The organism is Streptomyces sp. EDA2-14 (assembly GCF_054963755.1).
In genome coordinates this window covers 380,536-396,809 of record NZ_JBUEGE010000001.1, presented here as the reverse complement: position 1 = coordinate 396,809, position 16,274 = coordinate 380,536, and the positions used below count along the sequence as shown (strand labels likewise).

12 protein-coding genes and 1 pseudogene are annotated in these 16,274 nt (G+C 72.0%); 5 read left to right on the top strand and 8 right to left on the bottom strand.

Annotation, left to right across the window (positions count from 1 at the left end):
• Positions 1-18 precede the first annotated feature (18 nt).
• Positions 19-1,374 carry a vWA domain-containing protein gene (locus ACY34M_RS01735; RefSeq protein WP_462717225.1) on the top strand — a complete coding sequence of 452 codons (1,356 nt, stop codon included), beginning with the start codon at positions 19-21 and terminating at the stop codon, positions 1,372-1,374.
• Positions 1,375-1,432: 58 nt separating this feature from the next.
• Positions 1,433-2,755 (top strand): FHA domain-containing protein, encoded by a 1,323-nt coding sequence (locus ACY34M_RS01730; RefSeq protein WP_462717224.1) that lies wholly within the window; start codon positions 1,433-1,435, stop codon positions 2,753-2,755.
• A 32-nt stretch (positions 2,756-2,787) separates the two neighbouring features.
• On the opposite strand, the gene ACY34M_RS01725 is transcribed toward ACY34M_RS01730, so the two are convergent.
• The gene (locus ACY34M_RS01725; RefSeq protein WP_462717223.1) at positions 2,788-3,771 is read right to left on the bottom strand and encodes a methyltransferase domain-containing protein; all 984 of its coding nucleotides are present in this window, start codon (positions 3,769-3,771) and stop codon (positions 2,788-2,790) included.
• Positions 3,772-3,875: 104 nt separating this feature from the next.
• Here ACY34M_RS01725 and ACY34M_RS01720 point away from each other — a divergent pair, with 104 nt between their 5' ends.
• On the top strand, positions 3,876-4,280 hold the full coding sequence (locus ACY34M_RS01720; protein WP_462717222.1) for a globin: 405 nt from the start codon (positions 3,876-3,878) through the stop codon (positions 4,278-4,280).
• Between the two features lie 105 nt (positions 4,281-4,385).
• Here ACY34M_RS01720 and ACY34M_RS01715 read toward each other — a convergent pair whose 3' ends face one another.
• From ACY34M_RS01715 to ettA, 3 genes are read right to left on the bottom strand one after another with little or no spacing between them, the layout of a single operon-like run.
• The gene (locus tag ACY34M_RS01715; RefSeq protein ID WP_462717221.1) at positions 4,386-5,078 is read right to left on the bottom strand and encodes a hypothetical protein; all 693 of its coding nucleotides are present in this window, start codon (positions 5,076-5,078) and stop codon (positions 4,386-4,388) included.
• The gene (locus tag ACY34M_RS01710; RefSeq protein WP_462717220.1) at positions 5,075-5,497 is read right to left on the bottom strand and encodes an acyl-CoA thioesterase; all 423 of its coding nucleotides are present in this window, start codon (positions 5,495-5,497) and stop codon (positions 5,075-5,077) included. Before ACY34M_RS01710 ends, ACY34M_RS01715 begins: the two co-directional genes overlap by 4 nt.
• Positions 5,497-7,161 (bottom strand): energy-dependent translational throttle protein EttA, encoded by a 1,665-nt coding sequence (gene ettA, locus ACY34M_RS01705; protein WP_462717219.1) that lies wholly within the window; start codon positions 7,159-7,161, stop codon positions 5,497-5,499. The genes ACY34M_RS01710 and ettA overlap by 1 nt, the downstream gene beginning before the upstream one ends.
• 294 nt (positions 7,162-7,455) lie before the next feature.
• Between ettA and ACY34M_RS01700 the strand changes: the two are divergent.
• A pseudogene (locus tag ACY34M_RS01700) lies at positions 7,456-7,806 on the top strand (winged helix-turn-helix domain-containing protein); the annotation flags it as partial.
• Between the two features lie 30 nt (positions 7,807-7,836).
• A complete protein-coding gene (locus tag ACY34M_RS01695; protein ID WP_462717705.1) occupies positions 7,837-10,596 on the top strand; it encodes a BTAD domain-containing putative transcriptional regulator in 2,760 nt (919 codons plus the stop codon).
• Between the two features lie 84 nt (positions 10,597-10,680).
• Here ACY34M_RS01695 and ACY34M_RS01690 read toward each other — a convergent pair whose 3' ends face one another.
• The 4 genes from ACY34M_RS01690 to ACY34M_RS01675 all read right to left on the bottom strand — a co-directional run bounded on the left by ACY34M_RS01690 (position 10,681) and on the right by ACY34M_RS01675 (position 16,272).
• The gene (locus ACY34M_RS01690) at positions 10,681-11,505 is read right to left on the bottom strand and encodes a cutinase family protein (RefSeq protein WP_462717218.1); all 825 of its coding nucleotides are present in this window, start codon (positions 11,503-11,505) and stop codon (positions 10,681-10,683) included.
• A gap of 205 nt (positions 11,506-11,710) precedes the next feature.
• The gene (locus tag ACY34M_RS01685; protein ID WP_462717217.1) at positions 11,711-13,174 is read right to left on the bottom strand and encodes a Cys-Gln thioester bond-forming surface protein; all 1,464 of its coding nucleotides are present in this window, start codon (positions 13,172-13,174) and stop codon (positions 11,711-11,713) included.
• A 468-nt stretch (positions 13,175-13,642) separates the two neighbouring features.
• On the bottom strand, positions 13,643-14,179 hold the full coding sequence (locus ACY34M_RS01680; protein WP_462717216.1) for a single-stranded DNA-binding protein: 537 nt from the start codon (positions 14,177-14,179) through the stop codon (positions 13,643-13,645).
• 122 nt (positions 14,180-14,301) lie between these two features.
• Positions 14,302-16,272: a YfjP family GTPase gene (locus ACY34M_RS01675; protein ID WP_462717704.1), complete on the bottom strand. Its 1,971-nt coding sequence runs from the start codon at positions 16,270-16,272 to the stop codon at positions 14,302-14,304.
• Between the last annotated feature and the right edge of the window lie 2 nt (positions 16,273-16,274).

Genomic DNA, 16,274 nt, shown 5'->3' with positions numbered 1-16,274 from the left:
CAGGGGGGACATGACGCCATGGCCAATTTCTCGAAATCGCACGTTCCACAGTTCAGCGTCGAGGTCTACCAGAACGAATATCTGCCGGAGGGCGGCCGCGAGGTCAACGCGATCGTCACGGTGACCTCGACCGGGGGAGGCACCGTGGGGGGCGCGGTGAGCGCTCCCCATCTCTACAGCGTCGCGGGCGGGGGCACGGACGCCGCGGTCGCGCTGATGGTCGACTGCTCGGGCTCGATGGACTATCCGCCCACCAAGATGCGGGGCGCGCGCGAGGCCTCGGCCGCCGCGATCGACGCGCTGCGCGACGGGGTGCGCTTCGCGGTGATCGGGGGCACCCATGTGGCCAAGGAGATCTATCCGGGCGGGGGCCGGCTCTCCGTCGCGGACCCGGCGACCCGCGGTCAGGCCAAGCAGGCGCTGCGCAAGCTCTCGGCGGGCGGCGGCACCGCGATCGGCACCTGGCTGCGCCTCGCCGACCGCCTGCTGAACTCGGCGGACGTCGCCATCAAGCACGGCATCCTGCTCACCGACGGCCGCAACGAGCACGAGTCGCCGGAGGATCTGCGGGCGACGCTCGACGCGTGCGCGGGCCGCTTCACCTGTGACGCCCGTGGCGTCGGTACGGACTGGGAGGTGAAGGAGGTCACAGGAGTCGCCTCCGCCCTCCTCGGCACCGCGGACATCGTTGCCGATCCGGCGCATCTCGCGGAGGACTTCACGCAGATGATGGAGACGGCGATGGGCAAGGAGGTCGCGGACGTGAGCCTGCGGCTGTGGACGCCGCTCGACTCCGAGATCAAGTTCGTGAAGCAAGTCGCGCCCACGGTCGAGGAGTTGACGGATCGCCGCACGGAGGCGGGTCCGCGGGCGGGCGACTATCCGACCGGCTCCTGGGGCGACGAGTCCCGCGACTACCACGTGTGCGTGCGCGTCCCGGACGCCGAGCTCGGCCAGGAGATGCTCGCCGCCCGCGTCTCCCTGGTGATCCCGCAGCCGGACGGCTCGGCGCAGGCTGTGGCGCCGGGGGCACAGGGTCTCGTCCGTGCGGTGTGGACGGACGACATGGCAGCCTCTACGTCGATCAACCCGCAGGTTGCCCACTACACGGGCCAGGCCGAACTGGCACAAGTCATTCAGCAGGGTCTTGACGCCCGCAAATCGGGTGATGTGGATGGGGCGACCGCGAAGCTGGGCCGCGCGGTGCAGCTGGCGGCGCTTTCCGGGAACGCCGATACGGCCAAGCTGCTTTCGAAGGTGGTGGACGTGGTGGACGCCGCGGAAGGTACTGTTCGATTGAAGACGAAGGTCGCGGAGGCCGACGAGATGACTCTCGAAACCCGGTCGACCAAGACGGTTCGCGTCAAGAAATAACCACCCACGCACTACCGCAAGCCCGGCTTGCACTTGAAGGAGAGGGGGAAGCGCCGACATGCCGACCTGCCCGAACGGACACCAGTCGGGTTCCGACGACTGGTGCGAGGTCTGCGGTCACCGCATGGCCGGTGCCGTGCCCCCGCCCCCTCCGCCGCCCCCGGCCGCCGGCTACGGCTATCCCCCGCAGCCGGCCGCGCCGCAGGCGCCCCAGGGTGGGGCCGGGACGCCCGAGCTGTGCCCGCAGTGCCGTACGCCGCGTGAGGGCGGCGCCCCGTTCTGCGAGGAGTGCCGCTGGAACTTCCTCACGAACACGGCGACGTCGTACACCCCCGCGGCTCCGAACCCGCCGCTGCCCACGTCGGGCGGCCAGGGCGGCCCCGGTGCGCCCGGCTTCCCCCAGCAGCCCCAGCAGCCCCAGGACCCTCAGGGCCCGAACCCGGCGCTGCGCTTCCAGCAGCAGCCGCCCGGACCCGACTCGTACGAGTACCAGGGCTCGCGGCCCTCGCAGATGAACCGGCCCGCGGAGCCGATCCCGCCGTCGCCGTTCGGGACCGAGCCGTCGGGTCAGGCCCCGCCGCCGCCGCCGTCCTTCGACGAGACGGGCGGCGGCGCCCCGCAGGGCTTCCAGCAGCAGGCTCCGGCCCCGGCCCCGCCCGCGCAGCCGGGCCCACCGCCCGGCTTCCCGCAGCACCAGGACCCGCAGGGCCCGCCGCCGCCCGGACCGGCGCAGCCCGTGCAGCCGGGGCCCATGCAGCCCCCGCCGCCCGGTTTCCCCCAGCACCAGGACCCGCAGGGCCCGCCCCAGCCGCACAACCCGTCGTTCGGCGGCCCTGGTGGCCCCGGCGGCCCGGGTGGTCCCGGTGGCACGAACGGGGACGACTGGATGCTGCCGCCTCCGTCGGACCCGTCGGCCGGTCCTTCCACGACCCCGCCGCCGTACCAGCAGCACCCTCCGCAGCAGCCGCAGGGGCCGGTGACGTGGTCGGCGACGATCGGCCCGGACCGCGACTACTTCATGGCGATGATGCAGCGCAGCGGCCCCGAGGCCTCGGGGCTCAACCTGCCCGCGTACTCGCCGGAGCAGCAGCGTCAGCTCACCGGGAACCAGCTGTCGATCGGCCGGCGCCGGCACTCCACCGGGGAGTCGCCCGACATCGACCTGTCGGTGCCGCCGGAGGACCCGGGCGTCTCGCACCAGCACGCGGTGCTCGTGCAGCAGCCGGACGGCACGTGGGCCGTCGTCGACCAGAACTCGACGAACGGCACGACGGTCAACGGCGGTGACGAACCGATCCAGCCGTTCGTCCCGGTGCCGCTGCAGGACGGTGACCGGGTGCACGTCGGAGCGTGGACGACGATCACGATCCGGCGCGGCTGAGCACACGGAGCAGCAGGAAGTTGCCGGGCGCCCTACGGGGTGTCCGGCAACTGCCATGTGTGGGGTCCGTCCGGATCGTCCAGCCAGGCCCACTGGCGCTCGCCGCGCACGGTCACCCCGAACCGTTCGCGCTCGGGCCGCCCCTCGCGCTCCCACAGCGAGAGCACCTCGCGCGCGTCCAGGCGCCCCGACGTCAGCGTCAGCAGGAACCGGAACGACTCCTCCCGCAGCACCGGGTGGGGCAGGCCCCCGATCCACGCCTCAGGCGCCGGGCCCGCGCCGCCGCGCAACGCCATGAAGTACGCGGGCGTGTGCAGGAAGCGCCCTTGCGCGTACTCCGCGTCGCGCACGTCGAGGGCCACGATCCCGGTCGACAGCGGCGCGAGGATCCGGCCCCCGGCCGCGCACTGGCCGAGCCACGCCCGCGGCACCGAGGGCAGCGCGCACGTCGCCATGATCCGGTCGTACGGTGCCCGCCGCGGGCAGCCGCGCGCCCCGTCGCCCGTGACGAGGGTCGGGTGACAGCCGGCCGCGGCGAGGTGGCTGCGGGCGGATTCGGTGATCTCGGGATCGAGGTCGACGGATGTGACGTTCTCGGCACCGACCCGGTACGCAAGCAGCGCCGCGTTGTACCCGGTGCCCGCGCCGATCTCCAGGACTCGCTCCCCGCCCCGCACCCGCAGCCCCACGAGCATCCGCGCCATCAGGGACGGCTGGCTGCTGGAGGAGACCAGCTCGCCGTCGCGCAGCCGGGTGGCCAGCGGCTCGTCGGCGTAGGCGCCGCGCAGCCACCGCTCGCGCCGCTCCGGGTCGGGGTGCTCGCCCCACAGCCGCTCGTATCCGCCGGGCACGCCGACGAAGTAGTACGGCACGAACAGGTGGCGCGGCACCGCGGCGAACGCCTCCCGCCACACCGGATCCGCGTCCCAGGCCCCACTGTGATCGATCTCGCGCACGAGCCCGGCCCGCGCCCGTACGGCGAGCTGCTCAAGATCTCCGGTGTGCTCTGCGCCCATATGTCCACTGTCCTGCGGCAACCGGAAAACGGCGACCCCCGCTCCGGAGCCGGAGGGGTCCTAGGACCGGGGCCCTGGGCCGGTGCGTCTGAGAGCATGGAGGGGTGACTGAGATCCCGCGCGACACGCTTCAGGAGCAGACGTTCTACGAGCAGGTGGGTGGCGAGGAGACGTTCCGCCGCCTCGTGCACCGCTTCTACGAGGGCGTCGCACAGGACGAGCTGCTGCGCCCCATGTACCCGGAGGAGGACCTGGGCCCGGCCGAGGAGCGCCTCGCGCTGTTCCTCATGCAGTACTGGGGCGGCCCCCGCACGTACAGCGACAACCGCGGCCACCCGCGCCTGCGGATGCGGCACGCCCCGTTCCAGGTGGACCGTGCCGCGCACGACGCGTGGCTGAAGCACATGCGGGTGGCGGTGGAGGAACTGAGCCTCTCCGAGGAGCACGAGCGGACGCTGTGGAACTACCTGACGTACGCGGCTGCCTCGATGGTGAACACGGCGGGCTGACGCATCCGGTCAAGCCCCTTTTCCAGCCCCTGCGGCGATTGAGCAGCGGGGTCCGGGGCGGAGCCCCGAGGCCGCACCCCGTCTGGGCGCACGCTCGGACGGGACTCAGGCGGGACTGACGGAAAGCCCACCCAACCCGGCGGACGCCCTCCGCACCGCCACGGACCCGTACGCGGTGCGCAGCCTCACCCACGCCCCGGCCGCCAGCAGGTCGACCTCGGACCCGCGCAGGAACCCGAGGGAGGCCGCGGCATGCACGATCCGCACCGGAGCCCCGCTCGTGCCGATCTCCCGCGACCAGACCTCGCCACCGATCCGGTCGAGTTCACCGCGGGTGCGCGCCTCGGGCGCCAACTGCTCGACACGCGCCCGGAATTCGGCCACGGCCGCCTTCACGAGCCCACGCAGCGCGTCGGCGTCCGGGAACCCGGCCACCCGCTCCCAGCCGCCGAGCGGCGGCAGCACCCCGGCCCAGGGCGGACCGGTGACGGCGGCGGGGACGGTGACGGTGGTGTCCGTCTCGCCCTCGTCACGGATGGAGTCCAGCAACTCCCCCGCGGACACGGTCACGTCGAGGGAGTCCTCGATCCCGTGCTCGTACGGCTTGAGCAGCCGTGCCGTACGCACGGCGAGCACCTCGAACGAAGGCGGCCGGCCGAACACCGCGAGCGCCTGGCCACCGGCCTGCGCGCGCAGCCGTACGGCGGCCGCCTTGTCGTAGTGCAGCAGCCGGCCGAGGAAGGCGGCGAGGTCCGCCGCCTCCCCCGAGTCGGCCAGGAACAGCACGGGCGCGCTCATGCGACGAGCGCCTCCGCACGGTCCGCGTCGTCGTCCCGGTACTCGTCGAGGAACTCCCGCTCCTCGGCGGTGATCCGGCGCGGCCGCTGCGCCTCGAAGTCGAACGGCACGACGACCGTGGAGGCGCGCACGTACACCACGTCCTCGTCCTTGACCTCGTACGACAACGTGAACGAGGCGGCCTTTATCTCACTCACCCACAGCTCGATGTCCACCGGACGGTGCCGGTGGACCAACTGCCGCTTGTAGTCGATCTCATGGCGCGCCACGACGGACCCCTGCTGGAAGTCCTTGTCGGGCCGGAACAGGAAGTCGATACGGGCTTCCTCCAAGTACCGGAGGAACACGACATTGTTGACGTGTCCGTACGCGTCCATGTCGGCCCAACGCAGGGGGCAGGCGTATACGTGGCGAGCCATCAGCCGCGGGTCAGCTTCTTGTAGGTGGCGCGGTGCGGACGGGCGGCGTCCGCGCCGAGCCGCTCGATCTTGTTCTTCTCGTAGGACTCGAAGTTGCCCTCGAACCAGAACCACTTGGACTCACCCTCGTACGCGAGGATGTGCGTGGCGACCCGGTCCAGGAACCACCGGTCGTGGGACACGACCACAGCGCAGCCCGGGAACTCGAGAAGCGCGTTCTCAAGGCTGCTGAGGGTCTCGACGTCCAGGTCGTTGGTCGGTTCGTCGAGGAGCAGCAGGTTGCCGCCCTGCTTGAGGGTGAGCGCGAGGTTCAGGCGGTTGCGCTCACCACCGGAGAGCACACCGGCCGGCTTCTGCTGGTCGGGACCCTTGAACCCGAACGCCGACACGTACGCACGCGACGGCATCTCGACCTGGCCGACGTTGATGTAGTCGAGCTCGTCGGAGACCACGGCCCAAAGGGTCTTCTTCGGGTCGATGTTGGAGCGGTTCTGGTCGACGTACGAGATCTTGACGGTGTCGCCGACCTTGATGGCGCCGGAGTCCGGCTCCTCGAAGCCCTGAAGCATCTTGAACAGGGTGGTCTTACCGGCACCGTTGGGACCGATGACACCGACGATGCCGTTGCGCGGCAGCGTGAAGGAGAGGTCGTCGATGAGGACCTTGTCCCCGAACGCCTTGCTGAGGTGCTCGACCTCGACGACGATGTTGCCCAGGCGCGGGCCCGGCGGGATCTGGATCTCCTCGAAGTCCAGCTTCCGCATCTTGTCGGCCTCGGCGGCCATCTCCTCGTAGCGGGCCAGACGCGACTTCGACTTGGTCTGACGGCCCTTGGCGTTGGACCGCACCCACTCGAGCTCTTCCTTGAGCCGCTTCTGCCGCTTCTCGTCCTTCTTGCCCTCGACCTTGAGGCGCTCGGACTTCTTCTGCAGGTAGGTCGAGTAGTTGCCCTCGTAGGGGATGGCCCGCCCGCGGTCGAGCTCGAGAATCCACTCGGCGACGTTGTCCAGGAAGTACCGGTCGTGAGTGATCGCGACAACGGTGCCCTTGTACTGGGCCAGGTGCTGCTCCAGCCAGTTCACGGACTCGGCGTCGAGGTGGTTGGTGGGCTCGTCGAGGAGCAGCAGGTCGGGCGCCTCGATCAGCAGCTTGCAGAGCGCGACGCGACGCTTCTCACCACCGGAGAGGTTCGTGACGGCCCAGTCGCCGGGCGGGCAGCCCAGGGCGTCCATGGCCTGCTCCAGCTGACCGTCGAGGTCCCACGCGTCGGCGTGGTCGAGGTCCTCCTGAAGCTTGCCCATCTCCTCCATGAGCTCGTCCGAGTAATCGGTGGCCATGAGCTCGGCGACCTCATTGAAGCGCTTGAGCTTGCCCATGATCTCGGCGGCGCCGTCCTGCACGTTCTCCAGAACGGTCTTGGACTCGTCGAGCTTCGGCTCCTGCATGAGGATGCCGACGCTGTAACCGGGCGAAAGGAAGGCGTCACCGTTCGACGGCTGCTCAAGGCCCGCCATGATCTTCAGGACGGTCGACTTACCGGCACCGTTCGGGCCGACAACGCCGATCTTCGCCCCCGGGTACATGCTCAGGGTGACGTCGTCGAGGATCACCTTGTCGCCGTGCGCCTTGCGCGCCTTGCGCATGGTGTAGATGAACTCAGCCAAGAGAAACCGTCCGGCAGTCGAAGTGTGTATCGCAGTAAGGGGCCCGCGTGCTGCGGCTCCACCGCGTGAGGGCAGATACACCCCATCTTGCCGTACAGCCACCGCTCGGCGGAAACCCGTATCGACGGAGGGCCCTGAACTGCGCTTTCGATACGCCCTGCCGTAGCGGCTACGTCACTGTCGGTGGCGCCCCGTCCGGGACCGCGGGCCGCCCGTCGGGCAGACGGATGTGTCGTCGTCGTACGCGATGGGCGCAGGTCTTGTGGGGGTCGTGCAGGGAAGGGGTGGGGGTGAGTGCCGCCCGGTTACCCTCGCCGCGTGCCGATTCCGAGCGAGTTGCCCACGGAAGCGAACCAGAACCAGCAACTTCGTTTCGCTCTTCTCGGTCCGCCCCAGGCGTGGCGGGGCGAAGCCGCTGTGGAGCTCGGGCCGGTTCGTGAGCAGGCGCTCCTGATCTCCCTGCTGCTGCGGCCGGGGCGGACGGTCAGTCGGCAGCAGCTGCTCGACGGGGTGTGGGGGACGGAGCCGCCCGGCACCGGTAACAGGGTGATCCCCGTCTACGTGCATCGGTTACGGCGTCGGCTGGATGCCCCCGGCGACGGCTCGACGGATTCCGTGGCTTCTGTGATCGAGACCGTTCGCGGTGGGTACCGCTTCGTTCCGGGACGTGCGTCCGTGGATGTCGCACGGTGGGAGGAGGCCGTCGCCGAGGGGCACGCGGCGAAGAACGCCGGGGACCGGGCGGCCGCGGTGGACGTATGGTCCCGCGCGCTGGAACTGTTCCGCGGTGAGCCCCTGGCCGGGATCCCCGGACCGTTCGCGGAAGGGGAACGGCTGCGGCTCGTGGAGCAGCGGCTCCTGGCCGTGCAGGACAAGGTGGACTGCCAACTCTGCGCCGGGCAGCACTCGGAGGCCATCGGCGAGCTGTTCTCCCTGACCACCGCCCACCCCTACAACGAGGCGCTGGCCACCCTGCTCATGCGCGCCCTGCACGCCGCCAACCGGCAGGCCGACGCGCTCGACGTCTACGCGACCGTGCGCCGCCGTCTCGTGGACGAGCAGGGCGTGGAGCCCGGCGCCGAACTGCGCCGGACGCACGCGGCGGTTCTGCGGGGCGACGATCCGTACCCGCCGCCGTCGCCATCGCCGTCACCGTCACCGTCGCCATCGCCGTCGCCGTCGCCGTCGCCCGACGGGACCGTCCCCTCCGCTTCAGTACCCGCGCCGGCGCCGGCACCAGCCCCGGTACAGGAAGCACGGCCGGACCGCTCACCCCGCCCGCATCCGGCCCGGCACGAACTGCCCGTCGACATCAGCAACTTCACCGGCCGAGAGCGACAGCACCAGCTCCTCGTCGCCCCCGCCGACGACCAGGAGGTCACCGTCCGGGCCGTCGACGGCATGGCGGGCGTGGGCAAGACCGCGCTGGTGGTGCGCGCCGCGCGCGCCCTGCGCGGCCGGTATCCGGACGGCTGCCTGTTCGTGGAGTTGCACGGGCACCGCGAGGGGCGCGAGGCCGTGGGGCGGCAGCGCGTCCTGCGCCGATTACTCCGCGCGGTGGGCGCCGGCGAGGGGCAGGACTCCGAGGACCTGGACGAGCTGGCCGCGTCGTGGCGCGCGGCCACCGCCTCCCTCCGGCTGCTCCTCGTACTCGACGACGCCGCCCGCGCCGAACAGGTGCGCCCCCTGCTGCCCGCCGGTCGCGGCACCCTGGTGATGGTCACGAGCCGTCGGCGCCTGACCGGCCTCGACGTGGACCGCCGGGTCTCCCTGTCCCCGCTCGGCATCGACGACGCGACGGAGCTGCTGACCCGGATCGTCGGCGGCGAGGAAGAGGACCCCGAGGCCGACGCCGGGGCCGACGCCGGGGCCGACGCCGGGGCCGGTCACCAACGCGCCGCCGTACGCGAACTCGCCGCGCTCTGCGGACGGCTCCCCCTCGCCCTGCGCATCGTGGGCGCCCGCATACAGGACCGCCCGCCCTGGGCGGTGGAAGCCCTCGCGGCCCGGCTGACCGACGACGAGCGCCGCCTCGACGAACTCGCGGTGGAGGACCGCAGCGTGGAGGCCGCGTTCGGGATCTCCTACGCCCAGCTCCCGTCCGCCGAGCAGCACGCCTTCCGTGTCCTGGGCCTCTCCCCCACCGTGCGCCTCGACCGGCTGACGCTCGCCGCGCTGCTCGACCTGCCGCCCGCCGACGCCGAGCGCGCCCTGGAGAACCTCGCCGACGCGAGCCTGCTGCAACGGGTGACCGCCGACCGCTACCGCCTGCACGACCTGGTCGCGGTGTACGCCCGCCGCGTCGCCGCCGCGTCCCCCGACGAAGCCTCGGCGGCACGCGAGAGGGTCTTCCGGCTGTACGTCGCCGCCGCCCGCTGCGCCAGCGACTGGGGTACGTCGTCCACCCCGACGGGACCGCAGGGCATCGGCCCCTTCACCGACTGGGAGGAGGCGACGGCCTGGCTGGACGAGGCGGGCGGCGAACTGGTCGACGTCGTCGGTCAGGCAGTGGCCGTCGGCCGGGTGGACGAGGCGTGCTGGATCGCCGAGGGCCTGGTCGACTACCTCACCAGACAGGGCCGGTTCCACGAGTGCCGCACCGCGCTGGACATGCTGCTCCCCCTGCTCGACCGGGCCACCGACCGCCGCATGGACTCCGCACTCCGCACGGGACTCGGCATTCTGTACGGGGTCCAGGGCCGCTACGAGCAGGCCCGCGACTGGTTCGGCCAGGCCCTGGACATCAGCCGCCGGGCCCACGACCGCCACGAACAGGCCAGGGCCTCGGCCGGCCTCGGGACCTTCGCCAATCTGGAGGGGCGGGTCGCCGAGTCCATGACCCACTTCGGCGAAGTGCTGCGGCTCGCAGGTGAGTTGACGCACGACGAGTGGCTGACGGGTTCGATCATGACCCGCGCCGGGGACATGCACCACCAGCTCGGCGAGCACGACAAGGCGTACGACCGCTATCTGAAGGCGATCGCGCTGGCCGAGAAGGCGGGCAGCCCCCGGCTCCTCGGCAAGACCCTGCTCCGCCTCGGCGGCCTCCAACTCGATCTCGGGCGGCCCACCGAGGCCGTCGGCACCCTCGGCAAGGCGGAGAGCCTGGCCAGACGTCTCGGCGACGTCCCCCTGTACGCCGCCGCCCTCGACCGGCTGTCCACGGCCGAGGCCGAGCTGGGCAACCTGGAGGCCGCCGCCGATCTCCGGCGCCGTGCGCGCACCGTCCTGGACGGGACGACCGGCACCGCCCCGGAGCTCGCGATACGGCACCGGCTGCTCTGGCACGACGCCGTGGCCGAGGATCTGTCCGGGTCCCGCGACTTCTTCGAACGCGGCACCGCCCTCCCCGACACCGAAGCCAACCGGGCGCGCATCTCCCGCGTGCTGGACGACCTCGGCGACGGGCGCGAGGCCCCGGAGGACGGGGCCTAGGGCCCCGTGTCCGGCGCCCCGTGTCCGGCCCCTGTTGCACCCCCGTGTCATCAGGGACCGGCACCGCGTGACCCTCGATGCGACCTACACGGGGTCACCGTTCTGGTTCAGCCACTCGACTCCGTTCCCACCGGTGCGGGTGAGGTTCTTGGGGATGGCGACCGCCGGATACAGCGGATGGATGTCGAAGTAATGGGGCGCGTTGGTGATCGACCGCAGGTCGCAGACCGGGTCGCCGACGATGCAGAACCGCTTGACCGGGATGCCCTCGAAGTTCGCCGGGCCCGCGCCGGGCGCGGAGGCCACGCCGGGGATGCCGAGCCCCTTCGGGACACTGGCCCCGAAACCGGTGTCGGGCTGCATCGGGTCGGCGTAGAGCATGCCGTCGACCTGCGAGCGCGGAATACCGGTGTCGCCCTTCGCGATCTTCTGGAGCACCACGTCCGCCGCCTGCGCCCCCTGGGAGTAGCCGGTGATCGTGAGCTGGGCGTCGGGGTGCGCGTTGTGCGTGTCCTGCGCCGCCTTCAGCCCCCGCTCGATGCCGAGCTGCACGCTGGCGTCGTAGGTCGGCGAGGTGAGGGCCTCGGGGTTGACCTTCCCCGAAGGCTCGACGAGTCCGCCGGACGGGCCGATGAGCGGGCCCGCGGACGCCGGGTAGCACACCTTGATCGCGGAGGCGCCGAGGCCGAACGCGTCGTTCGCGGCGTCGTACGACGAATTGGTGTTGGGGCAGCCGTCCTTGTTCGTCGTGGGACCGGTGCCGCCGATCTCGATGTAGTAGTGCTCCGCGCCGTCCGCGTGCGCCGCCGGCGCGAACGCGACCGCGCTGCCTGCGGTCAGCACCGCCGCCACGGCAGCGGCTCGAACAGTCCCCGCCAGCCTGCTCTTCTTCGACATGTGCTTCGACATGTGCGATGTCCCCCTCGGGTTGTGGACGTACCGGGCAACCAACGCACTTGACGCTAGGCACCGGTGATCACATCCCGTTGACATGTAGATGACAGCGCAGGTCAGGGGGTTGCGGCACGCTCAATCCGAGCTGGGCGTGGGGGTGGGGGTGGGGGTGGGGGTGGGGGTGGGTGGGCCGGGGTCGGCCGAGCCGACTCCGGCGCGGTCACTCGCCTTCGCCGGGCGACTTCTTCTTGCGGCTCAGGACCACCGACACCCCACCGATGAGGACCAGCAGCACGGCGATGCCCGCGATGATCGGCGTCGCGCTCGAACTGCCCGTCTCGGCCAGGTCCGTGTCCGCCCCGCTGTCGGAGCCCGTGCCGCCGACGGAGGCCGGGCTCGGCTGCGTCGTCGTCTGCGTGGTCAGTCCGTCGCCCGCACCGGCGCCCGCCGCCGAGGTCGTCGCGCAGTCGAGCACACCGCGTATCCGCTTCTCGAAACCGTGCGGCCCCTCGATCGTGAAGTCGTACGCCTGGTCCTCCTGGAGCGGTATCGGCACCGTCCGCGTCTCACCGGGCTGGATCGTGTGCCGGTTGCCCATGAGGGTGAAGGTGTACGGAGCGTCCCCGCTGTTGGTGGCCGTTATCTCCACGCCGCTCTCGGCGCAGTTCTCCCGCGCCGACAGCGCGGGCACGGCGCCCTCGCTCGCCCAGGTAGCCGTGGCGGTCGCGGAGACCGTGGACTCGCTGGAGCCCGCGAGGATCTGGGTCTGGCTTCTGCTGTCGGAGGCGAAGGCCCGGCCGACCGGAACCGTCGTCGAGGCCTGCACGGTCAGCTCCGCCGAACCCGCCTTGGACCGCTTCGGCACGTCGAAGTACAGCCGGCTGCCGTTCTTCGCGGTGGTGACGGGCGCGCCGTCCTTGTCGACGATCTTGACGCCGGCCGCGGCGGCCCGGGCGGGCGGCAGCACCGACACGCTCTCGGCGTTCGTGTGCACCGTGACCGGGCCGACCAGCCCCCGAGACTCCGATCCCGGAGCCCCCGCACCCCGATCCGCATCCGCATCCGCATCGGCACCCGCGTCCGCGTCCGCTCCGGCAGGAGAGTCCGTGCTGTCAAGCCGCTTGGAGACAGCCTGCGGCGTCAGGGTCAGCGAGGCCTGCGGCTCCGCGAGGTCACGCGCGCCGCGCTGCAGATAGTCGGCGAGCTTCTCGGCGGCGGGGCTGACCGCGTCCACGTCGACCTTGTCCGAGTAGCGCCAGATCGCGACCTGGGTGCCGGCGGCGGCCTCCTTCTCGGTGAGGCTCCCCACGTGCGCCTTGCGGGCGAGCGCGGCGAGGTCGTTGACCTGCGGGTACGAGTTCTGCAGGATCCAGCGGATGCGGCCCGCGTTCGCGTTGTCGTGCAGCGACGTGCCGGACCAGGCCGTCTCCTGGTACTTGGCGTCCGGCTGCGTCGGGTTGTGGATGTCGACGCAGTACGTCTGGAGCGTCCCACCGCCCTCGACGGCCATCCGGAACAGGCCCGCCGACACCGTCTCGTCCTTCCCGCCCTCGTGGATCACGGCCGAGTCGTACGTCTCCAGTCCGGCCAGAGTGGCGCTCGCACCTCTCTGCTCCGTGGCACCGTCGTCGGCGTGCGCGACGCCCGCGCCGGATATCGCCCCGGTCGCCATGAGTCCCGACATCAGGGCCGCCGCGGCGAGACGGGCTGCGCCTCGTCCTCGCCGTGCGGTCCGTGAGCACACAGAAAACACGTAATTCCCCTTCAGGCGGGACGGATGGTCACATGGGGGGTGGTGTCCCGCCGGCAGAATCAACGCCAACCTCGGTCAATCGGCTGGCCCTTGCTCTCCTGACCCGCAGCCGCGCCTGGTGCGCAGAGGCCGCAACGAGCCCTGGAGTCACGCTCGGCATCCTAAGGAAATGATCTTCAGTGATCCTCGGAGCCGCCTTCCGGCAACCGATCCGAATCGCAATCGTTATCGCCAACACCGTTGCCGAACTGGGCGTATCGACAAATCCCCTGCCCACGACGGCAGATAAGCCGCAGTTCGGCCACGGCCGTCATCGAAGGGCCACGCGCGTCCGATCAGCCACGTCACGACACCCGTTGCGGCCTCATCATCAGTTGCGGTCACGTCACCAGTTCGCGCTCACCCCACCGGCTGCGGCTCCGCCAAGTCCGGCTCGGCCTGCGCCGGTTGTTCCTCCGCCGTCGACGCCGCCTCGGTCGGCCAAGCCGCGCCGCCGGCCCCGGCCCCCGTACTCGCCCCGTCCGGCTTCGCCGTGTCCCACGGAGAATCACCCCGCGGCACGCTCTCCGCCCGAGGCGGCTGCGAGCGGCGGAACGCGGAGGTGCCGCGTGACAGATCGTGCCCGATCGCGACCGCCTCGATGTCGGCCGACGTCCAGTGCTGCCCGCCCCGCTCCTCGTCGCGCACCCGCAACCTGCCCTGCACCACGACCGGTTCGCCGAGCGCCAACGAACTCTGCACGTTGGTCCCCAGCGCACGCCAGGCCCAGACCGTGAAGAAATTTGTGTGCCCGTCCACCCACGCGTTCTGCACCCGGTCGAAGCGGCGCGCGTGCGACGCGAGCCGGAACCGGGCGACCGGCCCTGTCGGCAGCTCCCGGAACACCGGCGTCGTCGCCACGTTCCCCACCACGGTCACCATCGTGTCGCTGCTCATCCGGAACCCCTCCCGTACCCCACCCGGCCCGCTCGGCCAGGACGTCCGTGCGCGGCCCGAGCCCTTCCCGAGCCGCGATCACAGATTGCCCCCGCGCCGCGATCCCCGCCGACGCCTGTGCCCTACCCGCGGGTTGTGGAAATCCCCGTCACCCGTACGTACTGCTCCCGCACCTCCCGGTACCGCAGCAGCTCCGCCGCGACCGGATCGAGCACCCGCGCCCTGCCACAGGCCGCGGCCGCGCCCCTGAGCCGCCGCTCGGCCTCCTGCCCGTACCGGCGCGCGGGCCCCTTCGCCGCCATCCGGCAGGACCACTCCACGCACGGCCCGCCCACGATCCCGGCCAGCATCAGCAGCAGCGGCACGCCGAGGTTCGACGAGAAGACCCCGACGACCTGCCCGAACAGCCACAGCACACCCAGGACCTGCAGCAGCGTCATGCCCACCTGGGCGAACACCGCGACCGGCCACCAGCCGGGCCTGGGCGGCCGTCCGGCCCCGTACTCCGGCTTCAGCTGGTCGGCGGCGGCATCGGAGGCCAGCTCGTCGAGCGCCTCGGGCAAGCCCTCCCCGCCCCGCGTCGCGGCCTCCCGCACGGCCTGCCCCCACGCCTCGGGCAGCCCGGTCGCGGCGGCGTCGCCGACCACCCGCACCGCGTGCTCGACGCGCTGCCGGGCCGTGACCTCCTCCTCGTCGGCCGCGACCACGGGGGCGGTGACGGGCGATCCTGCCGCGCGCCGCTCCTCATACCAGCGCCAGAGCCTGAGCCACGGCGTGCCGCAGGCCCGGTTCGCGCCCCGGCTCCACTCCCGTTCGGCCGCCTGGCCCGCGGCCGCCGCGCCGACGGCCTCGGCGAGCCGGTCCGCGAACTCCTCGCGGGCCTCCTCGCTCAGCCCGCTCTGCCGCCCGGCCGCGTACACCGGCTTCAGGTGATCGGCGGCGGCGTCGACGTCGGCGCCGATCCGGCGCGCGGCGGCCCGGTGTTCGCTGGTCACCTGGTCGAGGCAGTCGCGCAGTTCGTCCACGCCCTCACCGGTGAGGGCGGAGAGCGGGAGCACCGTGGCGCCGGGTTCCCCGTGCTCGCCGAGCGCGATGCCGTCCTCGTCGAGCAGTCGCCGCAGGTCGTCCAGGACCTGCTCGACGGCGTCGCCGGGCAGCCGGTCGATCTGGTTGAGCACGACGAACATCACCTCCGCGTGCCCCGCCATGGGCCGCAGATACCGCTCGTGGAGCATGGCGTCGGCGTACTTCTCCGGGTCGACGACCCACACGACGGCGTCGACCAGGCCGAGCACCCGGTCGACCTGCTCGCGGTGCTCGGTCGCGGCGGAGTCGTGATCGGGGAGGTCGACGAGGACCAGCCCGTCCAGCGGCGCCTCGCCCTGCTGCCCCTGCACGGGCCGCCGCCGCGACCGCCCCGGAATCCCGAGCCGGTCGAGCAGCCCTGCGGCCCCGTCCGTCCAGCTGCACGCGATCGGCGCGGAGGTGGTGGGCCTGCGCAGCCCGGTCTCCGAAAGGGGCAGCCCCGCGAGGGCGTTGAACAGCGTCGACTTGCCACTGCCCGTGGCTCCCGCGATCGCGACGACCGTGTGGCGCGAGGAGAGCCGCCGCCGGGCCGCGGCCTCGTCGAGCACCTGTCCGGCCTCGGCGAGGGTCGCCCCGTCGAGCCGGGTGCGCGAGAGCCCGACGAGCTCGCGCAGCGCGTCGAGCCGCTGCTTCAACTGCCCGTCATACGTCCCCGGTCCGGCCGGCACCGCCACCTCACCGCCCTGCTTGGCGACGCGCCGCGCGATGAGCCCGTCGTCCCAGGGGGTGGCTCCCGTACGCCGATCGGCTCCCCCGGAGGCGCGCGAAGCACCGCCGTCGGCGCCCGCGGACGCCGTGGCCTCTTCGGACGCCGCGGCCTCTTCGGACGCCGCGTCCCCGAGGTTGTCCGCGAGGTCGGTCAGATCGGAGTCGTCCGTGGGGTCGATACGACGGGTGGTACCGGTGGGATCGGTGGGATCGGTGGGATCGGTGCGATCGGTCGAAGCGGCGTGGCCCGTGGGGTCGGTGCGGCCTGTGGAGCCGGTGTTGCCCGTGACGGCGGTCAGCG